Source organism: Acinetobacter sp. Brlt_5 (genome assembly GCF_051949055.1).
Lineage (GTDB): Bacteria > Pseudomonadota > Gammaproteobacteria > Pseudomonadales > Moraxellaceae > Acinetobacter > Acinetobacter indicus.
The window spans coordinates 1-17,618 of the sequence record NZ_JAYJLP010000027.1 but is presented as its reverse complement, the minus strand read 5'-3'; the positions used below and the strand labels follow the sequence as shown (position 1 = coordinate 17,618).

Below are 17,618 nucleotides of genomic sequence, written 5' to 3'. Positions count from 1 at the left end.
TTATTTTTGGGCAAAATGGTCAATTTTAAATACATATTTGCTTACAAAAAATGGAATAATTTTTCAATTTTGATCAATCTAATTTATTGAAAATATGGATTAAATAAAGTTTTTTGAAAAAAACTATTGTAGATTGTTAACAAAAGATATTTAATATTTTGCGCCAAAATAAATCATTGATTGAAATTTTGCCCAATTTTGATCCAACATTCTGCTGAGGATTAAGCGTTGAAATATAACAGCCTTAACGATTTCCTAGATTACGTTAAAACACGTGATGCCTATCAACCAGAGTTTCTACAAGCAGTAGAAGAGGTGATGACCAGCCTGTGGCCATTCATTGAAAAGAATCCTCAATACGCTGCACATGGTCTGTTAGAGCGTTTAGTCGAGCCAGAACGTGCGATCCAGTTCCGCGTTTCCTGGGTAGATGATCAGGGTCAAACTCATGTGAACCGTGCGTTCCGTGTTCAATACAGCTCGGCAATTGGTCCATTCAAAGGTGGTATGCGTTTCCACCCGTCAGTGAACTTGTCTATCCTGAAATTCTTAGGTTTTGAACAGACTTTCAAAAATGCCTTAACTACTTTGCCAATGGGCGGCGGTAAAGGCGGTTCAGACTTTGACCCTAAAGGTAAATCTGAAGGCGAAATCATGCGTTTCTGCCAGGCGTTAATGATCGAGCTTTATCGTCATTTAGGTTCAGACACAGATATCCCGGCGGGTGATATTGGTGTAGGTGGCCGTGAAGTTGGCTATATGGCCGGTATGATGAAAAAGCTGAGCAATGACACTTCATGTGTGTTCACGGGCAAAGGCTTAACATTTGGTGGTTCTTTGGCACGTCCAGAAGCAACAGGTTACGGTACAGTTTATTTCGCTGAGGAAATGCTGAAAACTCGTGGCGACAGCTTCAAAGACAAAGTCGTAGCAATCTCTGGTTCAGGTAACGTCGCGCAATACGCTGCTGAAAAAGCCATGTTCCTGGGCGCGAAAGTGGTTTCACTGTCTGACTCTAACGGTACTGTGTATGTGAAAGATGGTTTCACAGACGAATTGCTGAAAGAAGTGATGGATCTGAAAAACATCAAACGTGGCCGTATCTCTGAATTTGCGTCTAAACACGGTTTTGAATACCTAGAAGGCAAACGTCCTTGGGGTATCAAGTGTGACATCGCGCTGCCATGTGCAACTCAAAACGAGTTAAACGGTGAAGATGCTGAGGTATTACTGGCTAACGGTGCAATCTGTGTGGCTGAAGGTGCCAACATGCCGTCTACTTTAGACGCAGTTGAGAAATTCGTTGAGGCGAAAATTCTGTATGCACCAGGTAAAGCATCAAATGCTGGTGGTGTAGCGACTTCTGGTCTGGAAATGTCTCAAAACGCATTACGTTTGGGCTGGACGTTTGAAGAAGTAGATGAGCGTTTACACGCAATCATGAAAGAAATTCACCGTAACTGCGTGAAATACGGTACTCAGGAAGATGGTACTGTTAACTACGTAGACGGCGCAAACATTGCAGGCTTCGTAAAAGTTGCTGATGCAATGCTGGCTCAAGGCGTATACTAAGTTTTAACTGCGTATAAGCTGAAAAAACCGAGGCACTGACCTCGGTTTTTTTTATGGGTTATTTTTTAAGATCTGCTGTTAATTGATCCGGCCAGTTTCAACCGTCATATCGTGTACATAGGCATATTTGGATTGATCAGCCGCCGGGTTTTTCAGTTCATAACGCTTGACCCGAATAATCTGGCGTTCATTCGGATTGTGCTGAAAGCCTTCAATTTGGTCATAGAATAAAATCCAGTCCTGATCAACTTGGGTTTTCAGACCCTGTTCATTGTATTTGACTTCGCGTACCTGCAAGCAGGTTTGTGGAGCAACGCCGGTACAGGCTTTGGTTTCCGGGGAAATTTCCAGGAAGATGGTTTCACCGGCCGACTGGTATTTGGTTTCCGGCGTCATTTTGCCCTGAAAAGTATGTTGCTGGCCATCTGCAGCGGTCAAGATTAAGCTCGGTTGTTGCGTATTTTTCATGTCCAGCTGCACGCTGACAGGTTTTTGGAACAGGGCAGCAGCAAAACGTTCCTGCTGCATGGCGCTGGCTTCACAGGCCATTTCGGTACTGATTAACATACCCACCTGTAACTGGTTGTTGTTAATCTGCCAGTTACCACCCATCTGGTTACAGCTGGTGCCAATACTTAAACGGCCATTGTCATTAAAATTCAGGGTCAGGGGTTTGGCTGCACCGGTATCTAAAGACCATTGGTAAGCGCTGACAATCTTATCGGTATTTTGTTGTTGTAATACAGACACTGCAAGATCTCCCGCACGTTGCAGATCACTACTCTGGCAAGCGGCCAAGCTTAAAGGGAAAAGTAAAATGGCTAAATATTTGAGTTTCATTTTATAAATAAAGCACTTATCGGAAATTCATCAGAATATAACCGATTTGCTATTTAAAAAAATGGATACATTTGCCCTTTTCCGGTTGCAAAATGTATCCATAAGTAATTTTTTGTTAATAAATAAGAAAAAGTTATGTTTGGTCGCGCTAGATTTTAGTCAAAACGGTAAATATCCATACCCAGTGCACCCATGGTAAAACTGCTATGCACAATACTAAAACGATGACCGGTGCCCATGCTAAAAAACAGGGGTGCCAGATGTTCGATAGTGGGATGGTTGCGATTGACATACGGAATGGTCGGCCAGTCCAGTACCGCATCATAGTCCTGATGTGCCAGTTTGCTGACCACATAATTACGGAAGGTCGAAGCCCATTCTGGCACCACGCTGTGCTGGTTGTCCCAAGATAGCTCTCTTAAATTGTGGGTAATACTACCTGAACCAATCAGCAGAATTTGGCGTTCTCGTAACACCGCCAAGGTCTGGCCAATTTTGTACAGATCTGCAGCTTGCAGATGCATCGGCAACGACACTTCAATTACCGGAATGTCGGCTTCAGGATACATATGCAGCAAAGGCATCCATACCCCATGATCGCGCGGGCGGGTGCTGTTGGCATGCGCATTAAAACCGGCATTGGCCAGTAGCTGTAATACTTCTTCGGCCAGCTCAGGTTGTCCCGGTGCCGGATAGCGAATCTGGTACAGCTCTTCCGGGAAGCCGCGGAAATCATGCCAGGTTTCTGGACGAATACCGGTGTTGACTTCAAGACTGCGACTTTCCCAATGCGCCGACATCACCACAATCGCCTGCGGTTTGGGCAGGTTGGTGCTTAAACGGGCAAGCGCCGGCCCGACCTGTTCAGGATTGAGCGCGAGCATAGGCGAACCATGCGATATAAATAAGCCGGGAAGGGTCTGTAAATTCATAATGAAAGCCTATGTCACGATTCTGATCCTATCATGTCAAAGCGACATGCTTTATTAAACCGGGTCGGGTTCAACAGAATGTTCTAAATACGAAACAATGGGTAGGGTTTTCTTAACCCGCCCGATGATAAGGATGATTATGGTTAATGCTCATGGCCCGGTACAGCTGTTCAATCAGCATCACTCGCACCAGTGGATGCGGAAGGGTCAGTTTAGATAAAGACCAGTGCCATGCTGCAGCTTTACGTACTGCTTCCGAATGACCATCCGGGCCGCCAATCGCCAAGGCAATATCATTGCCTTCCAGCATCCAGCCTTTCATGGTTTCAGCCAGTTTTTCGGTGCTGAATTCACGTCCACCCACTTCTAGTGCAATCAGGGTTTCATTGGCTTTCAGGGCATTTAAGATGCTGTCACCTTCAATCTGCCGGTATTTTAAAATATCGGCTTCTGAATCATTTTTGCCGCGTTTGGCCATCGGCAATTCAATAATCTGGGTTTGTACAAAAGGCTGTATACGTTTGAAATAATCTTCAAAACCAGTCAGTACCCAAGCCGGCATTTTTTGACCAATGGTCAGAATACGAATTTTCATAATAAAACAGGCAAGAAAATGAAAAGTAATTATAACCTTGAAAGCCGCTTGTGCAGGAGAAAAGACACAATTTGAAATTGTAATCTGTATGCTGCTGTTGCTTTAATGAGCCACAGGACAATAAAACCTGCTTTTGTATGGAACAATAATAAATGTGGTTATTTCAACAGATTAAAAACGGTTTAGGGATATTGGGTTGTACTTTGCTGCTGGGCTGGATGCAGCCGCTATCCGCCGCCATTTCATTATATGAACCGGCTGATCCGCAAAATTTGAAAGTCTATTTGCAGCAGATTATCGGGCCGCCGGGCGTGTACCGTAATCATAAAAATATTGAAGAATTGAACCGGGTTTCGGCCTGGATTAAAGAGCAGATGCGTTTATTCGGCATTCCATGCCAGTACCAGACTTATCCGGTGAATGGAAAAAGTTATCGCAATGTGGTCTGTCATTTAAAAGTGGGCCGTTCAGATCGGGTGATTTTAGGTGCGCATTATGATGTGCATGGCAACCAGAAGGGCGCTGATGACAATGCTTCCGGTGTGGCCGGATTAATTGAAATAGCGCGTATTTTAAGCCAGGAAAAAACCAAGCTGCCGCATAATGTCGAGTTTGTTTTTTATACCCTGCAAGAAGCACCGTATTATCAGACCGAGTTTATGGGCAGTCAGGTACATGCCAAATCTATTCTGGCCGAAAAAGAGCATATTCAGGCAGTCTATGTGCTGGAAATGATTGGCTACTATGATTCGCGTTTAATCCAGCAGTATCCGATGGGGTTAAAATGGATTTATCCAAGTCATGGCAATTATATTGCCGCGATCAGTAATTTTCAGTCCAATGCGCTGGGTGAGCAATACTGTCAGCAGATGCGCCTGTTAGATAAATTGCAGTGTGAACGGCTGGTGATGCCGGCGTTTGTCAGTGCAGCCGGGTTTTCGGATCATCGCAGTTATTGGCAGCATGATATTCCAGCACTGCTGATTACCGATACTTCGCATTATCGTAATCCGAATTATCATACCGAAAAGGATACGCTGGATACTTTAAATGTCACCAAAATGGGCCAGGTGATTGATGGGCTGATTCATCAACTGCTCGGGGCAACGCCATAAGCGGCCATAAAAAACGCAGCCCTGAAATAGAGTAGGACTGCGGTCAAACAGGCCATTCATCTGGAGTTTGAATGGCCATACGATGAGCAGGAATAAAGAAAGAAACTTACAGCAATATGCTCTGTATTATTATAGATGGAGATGAACGGAAATTTTTCAAGTGGAACATTTCATCACCCGAAAACAACAAAAGAGAGCCGAAGCTCTCTTTTGTGGAGAAGATATGAAGGCACCACTTAGTGACGTGCAGCCTTACCTTCTTCTACCGGTTTTACAATCGGCGCTTTCACCAGTGGTTTTGGCATTGAGGTTAATGCCAGCGGTAAAATCTCATCAATGGATTTCACTGCTTTAATTTCCAGACCGTCTTTGACGTTATCCGGAATTTCCGCCAGGTCACGGACGTTTTCCTGTGGAATAAACACCAGTTTAATACCACCACGGTGTGCGGCTAACAGTTTCTCTTTCAAGCCACCAATGCGCATAGCACGACCACGCAAGCTGGTTTCACCGGTCATGGCAATATCCGGACGGATTGGAATACCGGTAAAGGCTGATACCAGCGCGGTAGTTAGCGCCAGACCTGCCGATGGACCATCTTTTGGTGTTGCACCTTCAGGTAAATGCACGTGTACATCAGTTTCAGCAAAGACTGAAGATTCAATGCCTAAAGAGTCGGCACGGGTACGCACTACTGTCATGGCTGCTTTAATCGACTCCTGCATGACATCACCGAGTGAACCGGTGGTAATGAAAGTACCTTTGCCTTTCATGGTCGCCACTTCAATGGTCAGTAATTCACCGCCCACAGAGGTCCAGGCCAAGCCATTCACGCGACCCACTTCTGCTTCTTCTTCCGCCATGCCGAAGTCGAATTTGTGTGGACCCAAGTAGTCTGGCAAGTTGCCCGCGTTGACCTCAACCTGCAGGTTTTTGGCTTTTTTGCTGACCGCTTCTTTGACCACTTTACGTGCAATTTTAGAGACTTCACGTTCCAGGCTACGCACACCGGCTTCACGGGTATAACGACGTACAATGTCACGAATCGCTTCTTCATGTACGGTCAGTTCTTTGCCACGTAAACCGTTATTCTTGATGGCTTTTGGCACCAGGTAACGATCGGCGATATTCACTTTTTCTTCTTCGGTATAACCCGGAAGACGAATCACTTCCATACGATCCAGAAGTGCTTCAGGAATATTCATGCTGTTGGCGGTACAGATAAACATCACTTCAGACAGGTCCAGGTCCAGATCTAAATAGTGATCATTGAACTTGTTGTTTTGTGATGGATCGAGTACTTCCAGCATCGCCGAGGCAGGATCGCCACGGTAGTCTTGCGCCATCTTGTCAATTTCGTCGAGCAGGAACAGCGGGTTCTTGACGCCAACTTTGGTTAAAGACTGCACAATTTTACCCGGCATTGCACCAATATAGGTACGACGGTGACCACGGATTTCCGCTTCATCACGGACCCCGCCTAGCGCCATGCGCACAAATTCACGGCCAGTGGCTTTGGCAATTGATTCACCTAAAGAGGTTTTACCAACACCCGGAGGACCCACCAGACACAGAATCGGGCCACGCAGTTTTTTCACGCGTGATTGAACTGCCAGATATTCCACAATGCGTTCTTTGACTTCGTCCAGACCATAGTGATCGGCATCCAGAATTTCCTGCGCTTTATTCAGGTTGATGCTGACTTTGCTGGCCTTGTTCCACGGCGTATCCAGAATTACTTCAAGATAGTTACGGACCACCGCCGCTTCACTCGACGCCGGTTGCATGGCTTTTAACTTGCGCAGTTCAGATTCGGCTTTTTTACGCACGTGTTCTGGTAAATCAGCTTCGGCCAAACGTTTTTCAATTTCCGCAACGTCATCTTCCGCACCGCCATTCATATCGGAAAGTTCGCGCTGAATGACTTTCATTTTTTCATTCAGGAAGTATTCGCGCTGGTTTTTTTCCATCTGGCGTTTGACAGAATCATGCAGGGTTTGCTCAATCTGCTGTTCTTCAGACTGTTGCAGCAAATAGGTCATGAGTTCCTGTAAATGTGCTTCAAACTCGTCGTGTTCCAGGAATTTCTGTTTCACTTCGATATTCAGTGGAACGCGGGTCGCCACAAAAAACAGCAATTGCAGCAGGTCATCAATTTTGTTGACCGCAGCAATCAGTTCACGCGCATTACGTAATTTTGCTTCGGCATATTGTGCAAACAGGGCACGCAATTCGAGCACACGTGTGGCCTGAACCTCACTGTCTACCGCAACCGTCATTGGGCTTAACTGATGTTCTGCTTTTAGATGGTCCTCTTCTTCGATAATTTCGACCAGCTTCGAGCGATGTAGACCTTCAATCAGGACTTTGATGCAGTTCTCATCATTTTCGTGATTCACAACTTGCACAATCTTCGCGACAGTACCGTATTGATATAAATTGTCGTGATCAATTTCTTCTGTAAGCGAATCTTTTTGCGCAACTACAAATACTAGATTGTCACTGTTACGAGCCACATCAACTGCATTGATCGATTTTTCACGACCTACAAATAGCGCAATTTGCATGTGCGGATAAACCACCACGTCACGTAGCGCTAAAAGCGGTAATACACTTGGAACCTGAGGCTCTAAGGTTTGTTCATTCATAATAATTTCAGACATGGGCACTCCTAATGAGTGACAACGGTGTTGCCATGTTTTTTATAGTGATGGGTAATTTAAAAATTACAAGGGCCGAAGTCTATAAATTGTTGGAAATTTAGCTAAGTTGATGATTTTAATTTATTGTTAATGATTATAAATCGCAAACTTGCGCTGAAAAGAATACTGGAAATGTGGACTGATCAGGGCATCTAGCGGCTGATCCCAGGCCTCACGCGCCAAAGGAATATCCACAATCTGGAAATCATGACACAGGCCGACCCGCAGCGGTGTGGTCGGGGCGCTGGCCAGCGTTTTATCATAATAGCCGCCGCCCATTCCAATCCGGGTTCCGCGTCGGTCACAGGCCAGTAAAGGCATCAAGAGCAGATCAAGTTCGGAGACATGCCGGCCACGACTGGCCATCGGTTCCTGCATACCCAAACGATGGTGAGCAAAGCGTTTATTACGATATTGACCTTGCTGGATACGCTCCCAGACCAGCCGGTCATTCATATTACAGATCATTGGTAAATACACCTGTTTACCTTGGGCAAAACAGAGTTCAATGATTTTAGTGGTATGAATTTCACCAAAGGCATGTAAATACACGCCAATTTTCTGAGCCTGCCGATACGCCGGCCATGCACGTAACCGCTGCAATACCTGCTGCTCAGCCTGACGTTGCTGAAAGCGGTTTAACTGGCGGCGTTGTTTGCGCAGCTGTTTACGGAGCTGGATCAGGTCGTGGGTCACAGAGCAGGGCATAAAAACAAGTGGTGCCCGCAGTTTAATCCTTTCTGCACAACTTGCAAAGGGAGCAGGACCGTTACAGATTTTCACTAATAAGATGTATTGCAAAAACCGGAGCTTATTGATGCTCGATCTGCAAGATCAAATGGGCTTCCGTCGGATTTTACAGCAAGCGGATAGATTTCTAGGGCCTGTTGTCTTTATGCTGATGCAGTGTTGATACGTGAGTATGACAAGAACAAATTAAAAATGAACACATGGTTAGGAAAACAATAACATGGACTATAAAAATACCCTGCGTAAATATCTGCTGCCGGCCGTTTGTGCTGTCACGGCACTCAGCGCTAGCGTTGCTCAGGCAGCATCTACAGAAATGCCTGCACCGGCCAATTCCAAACAGGTTTTCTTTGTTGGCAATAACTGGGATGGAACGGTCACAGTGATTCGTCCTTCCGGTGATTTTGGCAAAGTGGGCGTGGTCAATATGATTCCTGACCGCAAAGAACGCTTATTAGAAATTCATTTAAATCCAGTGAAATTAATTGCCTACACTTACATTCAACAAACTGCAGGTGAGGGCAATGACCAGTTGGTGGATGATATGTATTCCACCCCAGATGGACAATCCATTGTAGCTTCACGTCCAAGTTTTGCCGATGTGGTATCCATCAACATTAAAACGGGCAAAATTAATTGGCGTACGCCAGTCGAAGGTTTCCGTGCAGACCACATGGCGGTTTCACCAGATGGGTAGCGTGTTGCTGTGTCGGCATCGTCAGGTAATGTGGTGCATGTCTTAGATATTCATACAGGTAAAGAATTGGGGCGTTTTGCAACAGGGGATAAACCGCACGAAAATATTTACTTTGCAGGTGGAACGAAAATCTTAAACTCTGCGATTGGTAACGTAGAAACCTCAATGGATGCACAGTGGCAAGACTTCACCAAAGGTAAGCGCTTTATTACCATTGCCGATGCCAATACCTATAAGGTACTGAAAAAAATTGATTTGCGTCCGGCTTTAGATGCTTTTGGACGTAAAGACCTGTCGAACTCGGTACGTCCGATGGTGTTCAGTAAAGATGAAAGCAAGCTCTATGCGCAGGTATCTTTCTTTAATGGTCTGGTCGAATATGATTTAAATCAGGACAAGATTACTCGCATCGCCCAGCTGCCGGGCAGTAGCACTATTCCTAAAGACCGGACCAAATGGGTCAATGACTCGCGCCATCATGGTTTATCCATTAGTGCCGATGGGGAAAAGCTCTGTGTAGCAGGCACCATGGATGACTATGCCACTATTGTGGACCGGCGCACCTTACAGGCCACTCAGCTCATTCCGGCCGGTAAACCGTATTGGGCTACGCGCAGTCCAGATGGCAGAAGCTGTGTAATTTCAGAAAGTGAAACCGATGTGGTCACGGTGATTGACTTCGCTACAGGAGAAAAAGTCCGCAGTGTGCCAGTGGGGAATCACCCACAGCGAGTACGTTTGGGTTATGCACCAAGCGATTGGTCGACGCCGTAATTTTTAAGCCGATCATAACAGGCAAAACATACTAAAGAGCTCAAGACGATATTTGAATTGAGCGCATTTTAGAATGGTTTACCTATGGAGCGTGCACATGAAAGGGACTCGATGGCTCGGTATTGGCTTTTTTGTTTTGGCTGTCGCGGTGTTGTTTACCGTGGTGTATATGTTTCAACCGCCGAATAAGACTGTTTCGGAAACAGTATGGGTGAAACCGAACGCAGCTTCCACAGAGATAGAAACAACGCAAAGTCTATTTTCAGATGAATCTGAAAATGTAATTGAAACAAACGCTATGCTAGAGCGTGCTGCGGTATCTGCAGTTGAAATGCAGCAATTAATCCAGCAACGTGATCAGTTGTATTTAGGCTTTGAGCAAATTAGTACAGGGTTAAGCCAAGGGCAAAAACCTGATTTAAACCGTGTACAAAGTATGTTGCTACAGCAGGAACAATTGGTACAAGCAGGCGTATTAAGAGCAGAAGATGCAATGAACTATAGCCAGTTCTTAAAGCAAATTTTACCTGAAATTGCAGGGCAAATTGATTTGCATATTTCGCGTTTAAAACGTCTAAACGTGGGGTGACAGGCTAAGCCCACAGATAAGCTTATGATCTGCTGTTATAAATACACGATAATGCCATTGTTGCAGTCAACAATGGCGTTATTTTTTTGTCTAAAATATTCTTTAACCAACATGTTTTCTAAACCGAATAGCGGCCACTTGAGCTGAATTTATCTACGATTCATTTTATCAAGCGTTCAATTCATCTTAGAAGAAAGCACACTGATTCCATTGTATTGGACTAAAGTTGTATAAAGCTGTGCGAAATAAATTTGGTTTTTCCCTCCTTTTAAAAACTACAGAAAAAACAAAGTTTAAATTTTTCTTCACCGCATTTTTTATGCTGCAAACATAGATCATCTTAATTTAAATTGGTATGACCATTTAAATAAATAATCAGACCAATATTGACATTTATTTGTATAAAACTATTATTTGTTGCAAATATTGAGGGTATTTTGATTTTTATTTCAATATTGGTCAGACCAAAATTAGAATTTTATCTATATGCTTAGACCTATGTTTACGTTTGAGTGAGCATTTCAAGGAGATGACAATGCTTCAACATTGGCAACAGATCTACGATCCAATGGCAAATATTTGGATTTCGAGTCTTATTGCATTAATCCCGATTATCTTTTTCTTTCTGGCATTGGCTGTATTTCGCTTAAAAGGAAGTGTTGCGGGAACAATTACGGTTATTTTGGCGTTATTAGTGTCGTTATTTGCCTATGGCATGCCTGCACCAATGGCTTTTGCTTCATTGATCTATGGCTTTTTCTACGGTTTATGGCCAATCGCATGGATTATTATTGGCGCATTATTTTTATATAAAATCTCTGTAAAAACAGGGCAGTTTAACATTATTCGCTCATCTATTCTGTCAATTACAGAAGATCAGCGTCTCCAGATGCTACTAGTGGGCTTCGCGTTTGGCACATTTTTAGAAGGTGCAGCGGGCTTTGGGGCGCCAGTGGCAATTACTGCTGCTTTGTTGGTGGGTTTGGGTTTTAAACCTTTATACGCTGCGGGTTTATGTCTGATTGTGAACACCGCACCTGTTGCGTTTGGCGCAATGGGGATTCCAATTATTGTGGCGGGTCAGGTTTCGGGTGTTGAAACCATGGAAATTAGCCAGATGGTTGGACGTCAGTTGCCATTTATGGTGCCTATTGTGCTGTTCTGGATCATGGCAATTATGGATGGCTGGCGTGGTGTGAAAGAAACTTGGCCTGCGGTATTGGTGGGTGGTGGTGCTTTTGCAATTGCACAATACCTGACCTCTAACTTTGTTGGACCAGAGTTGCCAGATATTACTGCTGCAATTGCATCGTTGGTGAGCTTAACAGTACTGTTTAAATTCTGGCAGCCAAAACACATTTTCCGTTTTAGCGATGCAGACACAAAAGTGGATGCCAACTTAGTTGCAGAACAACAGCAAAAATACAGCATCGGGCAGATTGTGAAAGCATGGTCACCCTTTGCAATTTTAACGGTGATGGTTACGATTTGGAGCATCAAACCGTTCAAAGATTTATTTGCTAAAGATGGTGCAATGCATGATTGGGTCATTTCCATCAAGGTGCCATTTTTACATCAACTGGTACAAAAAATGCCGCCTGTGGTGGCAGACGTCAAAGACTACGATGCCATCTTCAAGTTTGACTGGCTGAGTGCCACGGGTACTGCAATTATGATTGCGGCTTTCATCACCATCATTTATTTAAAAATGAAACCACGTGAAGCGGTGAAAACCTTTGCAGAAACCATCAATGAATTAAAAACACCGATTTATTCCATTGGTATGGTGCTGGCTTTTGCTTTTATTGCCAATTATTCAGGTATGTCTGCCACCTTGGCATTGGCTTTGGCTCATACAGGTAATGCCTTTACTTTCTTCTCGCCATTTTTAGGCTGGATTGGGGTATTCCTGACTGGTTCAGACACATCAGCCAATGCGTTATTCGCAGCCTTACAAGCCACAACTGCACAGCAAATTGGTGTGCCAGAAGTATTACTTGTTGCCGCCAATACCAGTGGTGGTGTTACAGGAAAAATGATTTCGCCGCAATCGATTGCAATTGCCTGTGCGGCTGTTGGTTTAGTCGGTAAAGAATCGGATTTATTCCGCTTTACCGTGAAACACAGTATCACGTTCACCGTAATGATCGGTATTATTATCACTCTACAAGCTTATGTGTTCCCATGGATGATTCCATAACCACATGCACAAGAGGATAGCCGCATGAAAGTTTCCGACAAAGTTGTACAAGACCTGCGCACACTGGTTGAAAAAAATCAGATGCAAGTCGGAGACCGATTGCCTGCCGAAAGAAAGTTATGTGAACAACTCGGGGTTTCCCGTTCCTCTTTGCGTGAAGCCATTCAGCAATTGACCAGTCAGGGCATGCTGGTCAGCAAAGTTGGAGCGGGTACTTTTTTGCAACAGCTACCCACCAATTGGTCGCAATATCAAATTGTGCAGCCTTTAAGTAACCTGATTGATGAAGACCCTGCTTATCGTTTTGATGTGCAGGAAGCTCGAATGGTGCTTGAAGGTGGTACGGCATGGTATGCCGCACAGCGGGCAACTGCTGAGGATTTGAAAAACATCCGTGCCTGTTATGAGCAAATCGCCCATTTTCAAATTTTAGGTGATGACGATCAGGCAGCAATTGCCGATGCCAAGTTTCATTTGGCAATTGCCGAAGCATCGCACAATTTGGTGCTCATTCAAATGATGCGTGGCTTATTTGATTTGTTGCAATACAACGTAGTTTTGGGCAGACGCAAAGTCTATACCGAAGCCCACCGTTTCGATCAGTTGCACGATCAACACTTTCAAGTGATGGATGCAATTGAACGCCAGGATCCAGAAGCTGCCCGTTCGGCAGTGTGTGGACATATTGAATTTGTAGTTCAACAAGTACGCATGATAGACGAGGAAGATGCGCGTCGTCAGCGTGCGAGTCGATTAAACAGGATAGCGCCATGATTATTTCTTCTGCGAATGATTACCGCGAAGCAGCGAAACGCCGTTTACCGCCATTTTTATTTCACTATATTGATGGAGGTGCGTACGCGGAACAAACGCTGAAAAGAAATGTGGAAGACCTTTCACAGATTGCCTTGCGCCAACGTGTTTTGAATGACATGTCGGCTTTGAGTTTAGAAACCACCTTATTTAATGAAACCTTGTCAATGCCTGTGGCTTTGGCACCTGTGGGTTTAACGGGCATGTATGCGCGCCGTGGTGAAGTGCAGGCTGCAGTTGCAGCTGACAAAAAAGGTATTCCGTTTACTTTATCTACCGTGTCGGTGTGCCCAATTGAAGAAGTGGTGCCTGCCATTTCACGCCCAATGTGGTTTCAATTATATGTATTACGTGACCGTGGTTTTATGCGCAATGCCTTGGAACGTGCCAAAGCAGCAGGCTGTTCAACCTTAGTCTTTACGGTAGATATGCCTGTGCCTGGCGCACGTTATCGTGATGCACATTCGGGCATGAGTGGTCCAAATGCTGCTATGCGCCGCTATATGCAGGCAGTGATGCATCCAAACTGGGCATGGGATGTTGGCTTACTAGGTCGTCCGCATGACTTGGGCAATATCTCTAAATACTTAGGCAAACCAACAGGACTTGAAGATTATATTGGCTGGTTAGGCAATAACTTTGACCCATCTATTTCATGGAAAGACTTGGAGTGGATTCGTGAATTCTGGGATGGCCCAATGGTCATTAAAGGCATTTTAGACCCAGAAGATGCTAAGGATGCTGTTCGTTTTGGGGCTGATGGAATTGTGGTGTCCAATCACGGTGGTCGTCAGTTAGATGGTGTGCTCTCGACTGCACGTGCTTTACCGCCAATAGCTGATGCAGTAAAAGGAGATCTAAAAATTCTAGTGGATTCAGGTATTCGTAATGGCCTAGATGTGGTGCGCATGTTGGCGATGGGTGCGGATACTTGTATGCTCGGACGTGCCTTTATTTATGCACTAGGTGCAGCAGGTGGGGCGGGTGTGAGTAATTTACTCGAATTGATTGATAAAGAAATGCGAGTCGCAATGACCTTAACGGGTGCTAAAAACATTCAAGCGATTAACTCAGATTGCTTGGTACAACTTGAGCGTGAACTGAAAGGCTAAATTGCCAACAGGAGCGATCAATCCATCAACCGATGCATTTGGCTGAATCGCTTAATTGTATTTTTCACCTTGTTTCAGGACTTGTACACTATGCCACAGACAATTTCTTCTGCAACACAATTTGATGCTGCAGCAACCCTCAAAAACTTGGTCGATATTGTGGGAAAAGCGCATGTATTGACCCATGAATCAGATACTCGTTTATATCGTCAAGGGCGACGTTTTGGCGAAGGACAGGTTTTTGCGGTGGTCACGCCAGGTTCTTTATTGCAGCAGTGGCAAGTGTTACAAGTGGCTGTGGCGGCTGATTGCATTATTATTATGCAAGCTGCTAATACTGGACTCACGGGTGGTTCTACCCCTTTTGGTGATGACTATGATCGTCCTGTAATTTTGATCAACACCCAACGTTTAAAAGGTATTCAGCTCATCAACGATGCCAAGCAAGTGATTTGCTTGCCTGGTGCAACATTGGATGCTTTGGAACAGCAATTGGCGCCGCATCAGCGTGAGCCACACTCAGTCATTGGTTCATCTTGTATTGGCGCTTCAGTGTTGGGTGGGGTATGTAATAATTCAGGTGGTGCATTGGTCAGACGTGGTCCTGCCTATACTGAGTTGGCCTTATATGCACAAGTCGATGCACTGGGCGAGTTGCAACTCATCAATCATTTGGGGGTGAATTTAGGGAACTCGCCAGAAGAAATTTTAACCAAACTTGAGCAACAACAATATCGCCCTGAAGATATTGAATATTCGGAACATTGTTGTGCTTCAGATCAGCGTTACGTGCATGATGTTGCCCAAGTCGATGCCGATACGCCTGCACGGTTTAATGCCGACCCGAGCCGTTTGTTTGAAGCTTCGGGTTCGGCAGGTAAAGTCTGTGTGTTTGCAGTGCGTTTGGATACGTTTGAGAAAATTCCGAGTCAGGTGTTTTATATCGGCAGCAATCAGCAGGATGATTTAACCGCGATTCGCCGTTTTTTATTACGTGATTTGCCGCGTGTACCGATTGCTGGCGAGTATATTCATCGAGATGCCTATGACATTGGTGCAGAATATGGCAAAGACAGCTTCTTGTTTATCGAGAAGTTTGGCACCAGTAAAGTACCTGCAGCTTTTGCCATGAAAGACAAAGTTGATGGTTTTCTAACCCGTTGGGGCATGCGTGGATTGTCGGATAAAGTTTTGCAAATGTTCACGAAACTACTGCCAAATCATTTACCAGAACGCATGAACCAATTTCGTGATTTGTATGAACATCATTTAATTTTGCGCATTGAGCAGCAAGATGTTGCGGCAGTACAGCAGTTTTTAATGGATTATTTTATCACGCGCAATTCCGGCAGTTTTTTTCTATGTAATGAAGATGAAGGCCGCAAGGCTTTTCTGCATCGCTTTGCAGTGGCAGGTGCTGCAATTCGTTATCGTGATACACATCGAAATGAAGTGGAAGACATTGTTGCTTTAGATATTGCGTTAAGACGTAATGATCAGCAATGGGTTGAAACCTTGCCCGAAGAGTTGGAGCAGGCGATTATACATAAGTTGTATTATGGTCATTTTTTATGTCATGTCTTTCATCAGGACTATATTATTAAAAAAGGCGTAGACCCGTTGGCGATGGAACATCAAATGTGGTCATTGCTTGATGCACGTGGGGCAGAGTATCCTGCAGAGCATAATGTTGGGCATTTATATGTGGCGAAGCCTGCCTTAAAGCAGCATTATCAAAAATTGGATCCGACCAATTGTTTTAATGTGGGCATTGGGCATAGCTCTAAATTAAAAGCTTGGCGTTAAATAAGGATGAAAACTGAGCAGTGAAACTGATTCTAAAGAAAGATGGATATGTTTAAGTTAGATAGCAAACTGCTACAGATTTTTTACTATGTATATAAATTAAAAAATGTGTCTGCAGCAGCAGATGCATTGGGCATGAGTCAGCCTGCGGTTAGTAACTGTTTAAATAAAATTCGTCAGCATTTTAATGACCCATTATTTTTAAGGGTTGGCAATGAAATGTTGCCTACAGAGTTGGCGAAACAGATTTTTTCACCGATTAGTGAAATTATTAATAAAATTGAAACGGTCAATAATTTTAAAGTCGATTTTGATCCGACACATTCCGATCAATTATTTACCTTGGCAATGACCGATGTTTCGCATTTGGTTTTATTGCCAAAACTGACCAAGTTTTTAAAAAAATATGCACCTTCAGTGCGGATTAAAATTCGTCCTATTACCCGTGAAACCAGTTATCAAATGGCAAATGGTGAAATTGATTTTGCGATTGGTTTTTTACCTGAGTTAGAGCAGGGTTTTTATCAGCAGCAATTATTTTTACAATATTATGTGGTGATTAGTCGTAAAGATCATCCACGTATTTGTGAAAAAAGTTTAGATGTTGAAGCTTATATTCGTGAATCGCATGTCGATGTAGATACCAGTATAGGTCACTACCATATTGAAAATGAATTAAGCAATCGTGGTTTAAGACGTAATATTCTAATGAGTATCCCAAGTTATTTAGGGGTCGGTTTAATTGTGCAAGAAACCGATATGATTGCGACAGTGCCTTATTATTTAAGTGAGGTGTTATTGGCACGCGGGAATTTACAAGTAGTGAGTGCGCCTTTGAATTTTCCAACCTATCCTGTACGACAATATTGGCATACGTCTTGTCATCACCAAACCAGTCATCAGTGGTTAAGAAAAGTGATTTTTGATTTGTTTAGTCAGCATCCTTAATTAATCGTATTTAAAGTAAAATTTTTATAATTTTTTAAATTATCATTCGCTAATTCCCTCATCTTCAAAAGAGCAGGCTAGGCTGAGGGAATTAGTGATTCTTTTTTATAAGGCAATAAAACTAAATTTCTGCCCACGATTTTGATTGCAGCTATACATTTTCATTTTTCCAT

13 protein-coding genes and 1 pseudogene are annotated in these 17,618 nt (G+C 44.0%); 9 read left to right on the top strand and 5 right to left on the bottom strand.

Features of this window, described 5'->3' with window-relative positions; translation table 11 throughout:
• Positions 1 to 228 precede the first annotated feature (228 nt).
• A complete protein-coding gene (gdhA, locus tag VF685_RS13415; RefSeq protein WP_440203668.1) occupies positions 229 to 1,572 on the top strand; it encodes an NADP-specific glutamate dehydrogenase in 1,344 nt (447 codons plus the stop codon).
• 78 nt (positions 1,573 to 1,650) lie between these two features.
• On the opposite strand, the gene VF685_RS13410 is transcribed toward gdhA, so the two are convergent.
• The 3 genes from VF685_RS13410 to rlmH form a co-directional block, all read right to left on the bottom strand.
• Positions 1,651 to 2,412 (bottom strand): META and DUF4377 domain-containing protein, encoded by a 762-nt coding sequence (locus tag VF685_RS13410; protein ID WP_180192340.1) that lies wholly within the window; start codon positions 2,410 to 2,412, stop codon positions 1,651 to 1,653.
• Between the two features lie 155 nt (positions 2,413 to 2,567).
• Positions 2,568 to 3,344: a dioxygenase family protein gene (locus tag VF685_RS13405; RefSeq protein ID WP_087662515.1), complete on the bottom strand. Its 777-nt coding sequence runs from the start codon at positions 3,342 to 3,344 to the stop codon at positions 2,568 to 2,570.
• A 112-nt stretch (positions 3,345 to 3,456) separates the two neighbouring features.
• The gene (gene rlmH, locus VF685_RS13400; RefSeq protein WP_005179274.1) at positions 3,457 to 3,939 is read right to left on the bottom strand and encodes a 23S rRNA (pseudouridine(1915)-N(3))-methyltransferase RlmH; all 483 of its coding nucleotides are present in this window, start codon (positions 3,937 to 3,939) and stop codon (positions 3,457 to 3,459) included.
• 152 nt (positions 3,940 to 4,091) lie between these two features.
• Here rlmH and VF685_RS13395 point away from each other — a divergent pair, with 152 nt between their 5' ends.
• A complete protein-coding gene (locus tag VF685_RS13395; RefSeq protein ID WP_005179272.1) occupies positions 4,092 to 5,054 on the top strand; it encodes a M28 family peptidase in 963 nt (320 codons plus the stop codon).
• A gap of 236 nt (positions 5,055 to 5,290) precedes the next feature.
• On the opposite strand, the gene lon is transcribed toward VF685_RS13395, so the two are convergent.
• Together lon and VF685_RS13385 are read right to left on the bottom strand one after the other, a co-directional pair.
• Positions 5,291 to 7,717 carry an endopeptidase La gene (gene lon, locus VF685_RS13390; protein WP_016659256.1) on the bottom strand — a complete coding sequence of 809 codons (2,427 nt, stop codon included), beginning with the start codon at positions 7,715 to 7,717 and terminating at the stop codon, positions 5,291 to 5,293.
• Between the two features lie 126 nt (positions 7,718 to 7,843).
• Complete coding sequence (locus tag VF685_RS13385; protein ID WP_127800656.1) at positions 7,844 to 8,452, bottom strand: 5-formyltetrahydrofolate cyclo-ligase; 609 nt, start codon at positions 8,450 to 8,452, stop codon at positions 7,844 to 7,846.
• 274 nt (positions 8,453 to 8,726) lie between these two features.
• On the opposite strand from VF685_RS13385, the pseudogene VF685_RS13380 reads away from it, so the two are divergent.
• The 7 genes and pseudogenes from VF685_RS13380 to VF685_RS13350 all read left to right on the top strand — a co-directional run bounded on the left by VF685_RS13380 (position 8,727) and on the right by VF685_RS13350 (position 17,445).
• Positions 8,727 to 9,977 (top strand): annotated as a pseudogene (locus VF685_RS13380) (YncE family protein).
• A gap of 97 nt (positions 9,978 to 10,074) precedes the next feature.
• Positions 10,075 to 10,566 (top strand): hypothetical protein, encoded by a 492-nt coding sequence (locus VF685_RS13375; RefSeq protein ID WP_228278776.1) that lies wholly within the window; start codon positions 10,075 to 10,077, stop codon positions 10,564 to 10,566.
• Positions 10,567 to 11,095: 529 nt separating this feature from the next.
• Complete coding sequence (gene lldP, locus VF685_RS13370; protein ID WP_171257401.1) at positions 11,096 to 12,766, top strand: L-lactate permease; 1,671 nt, start codon at positions 11,096 to 11,098, stop codon at positions 12,764 to 12,766.
• Positions 12,767 to 12,790: 24 nt separating this feature from the next.
• Positions 12,791 to 13,540 carry a transcriptional regulator LldR gene (gene lldR, locus VF685_RS13365; protein ID WP_004970689.1) on the top strand — a complete coding sequence of 250 codons (750 nt, stop codon included), beginning with the start codon at positions 12,791 to 12,793 and terminating at the stop codon, positions 13,538 to 13,540.
• Complete coding sequence (gene lldD / locus VF685_RS13360; protein ID WP_016659249.1) at positions 13,537 to 14,691, top strand: FMN-dependent L-lactate dehydrogenase LldD; 1,155 nt, start codon at positions 13,537 to 13,539, stop codon at positions 14,689 to 14,691. The genes lldR and lldD overlap by 4 nt, the downstream gene beginning before the upstream one ends.
• Before the next feature lie 90 nt (positions 14,692 to 14,781).
• Positions 14,782 to 16,497 (top strand): D-lactate dehydrogenase, encoded by a 1,716-nt coding sequence (dld, locus tag VF685_RS13355; protein ID WP_035311162.1) that lies wholly within the window; start codon positions 14,782 to 14,784, stop codon positions 16,495 to 16,497.
• Positions 16,498 to 16,545: 48 nt separating this feature from the next.
• Positions 16,546 to 17,445: a LysR family transcriptional regulator gene (locus VF685_RS13350; protein WP_004970549.1), complete on the top strand. Its 900-nt coding sequence runs from the start codon at positions 16,546 to 16,548 to the stop codon at positions 17,443 to 17,445.
• Positions 17,446 to 17,618: the final 173 nt, after the last annotated feature.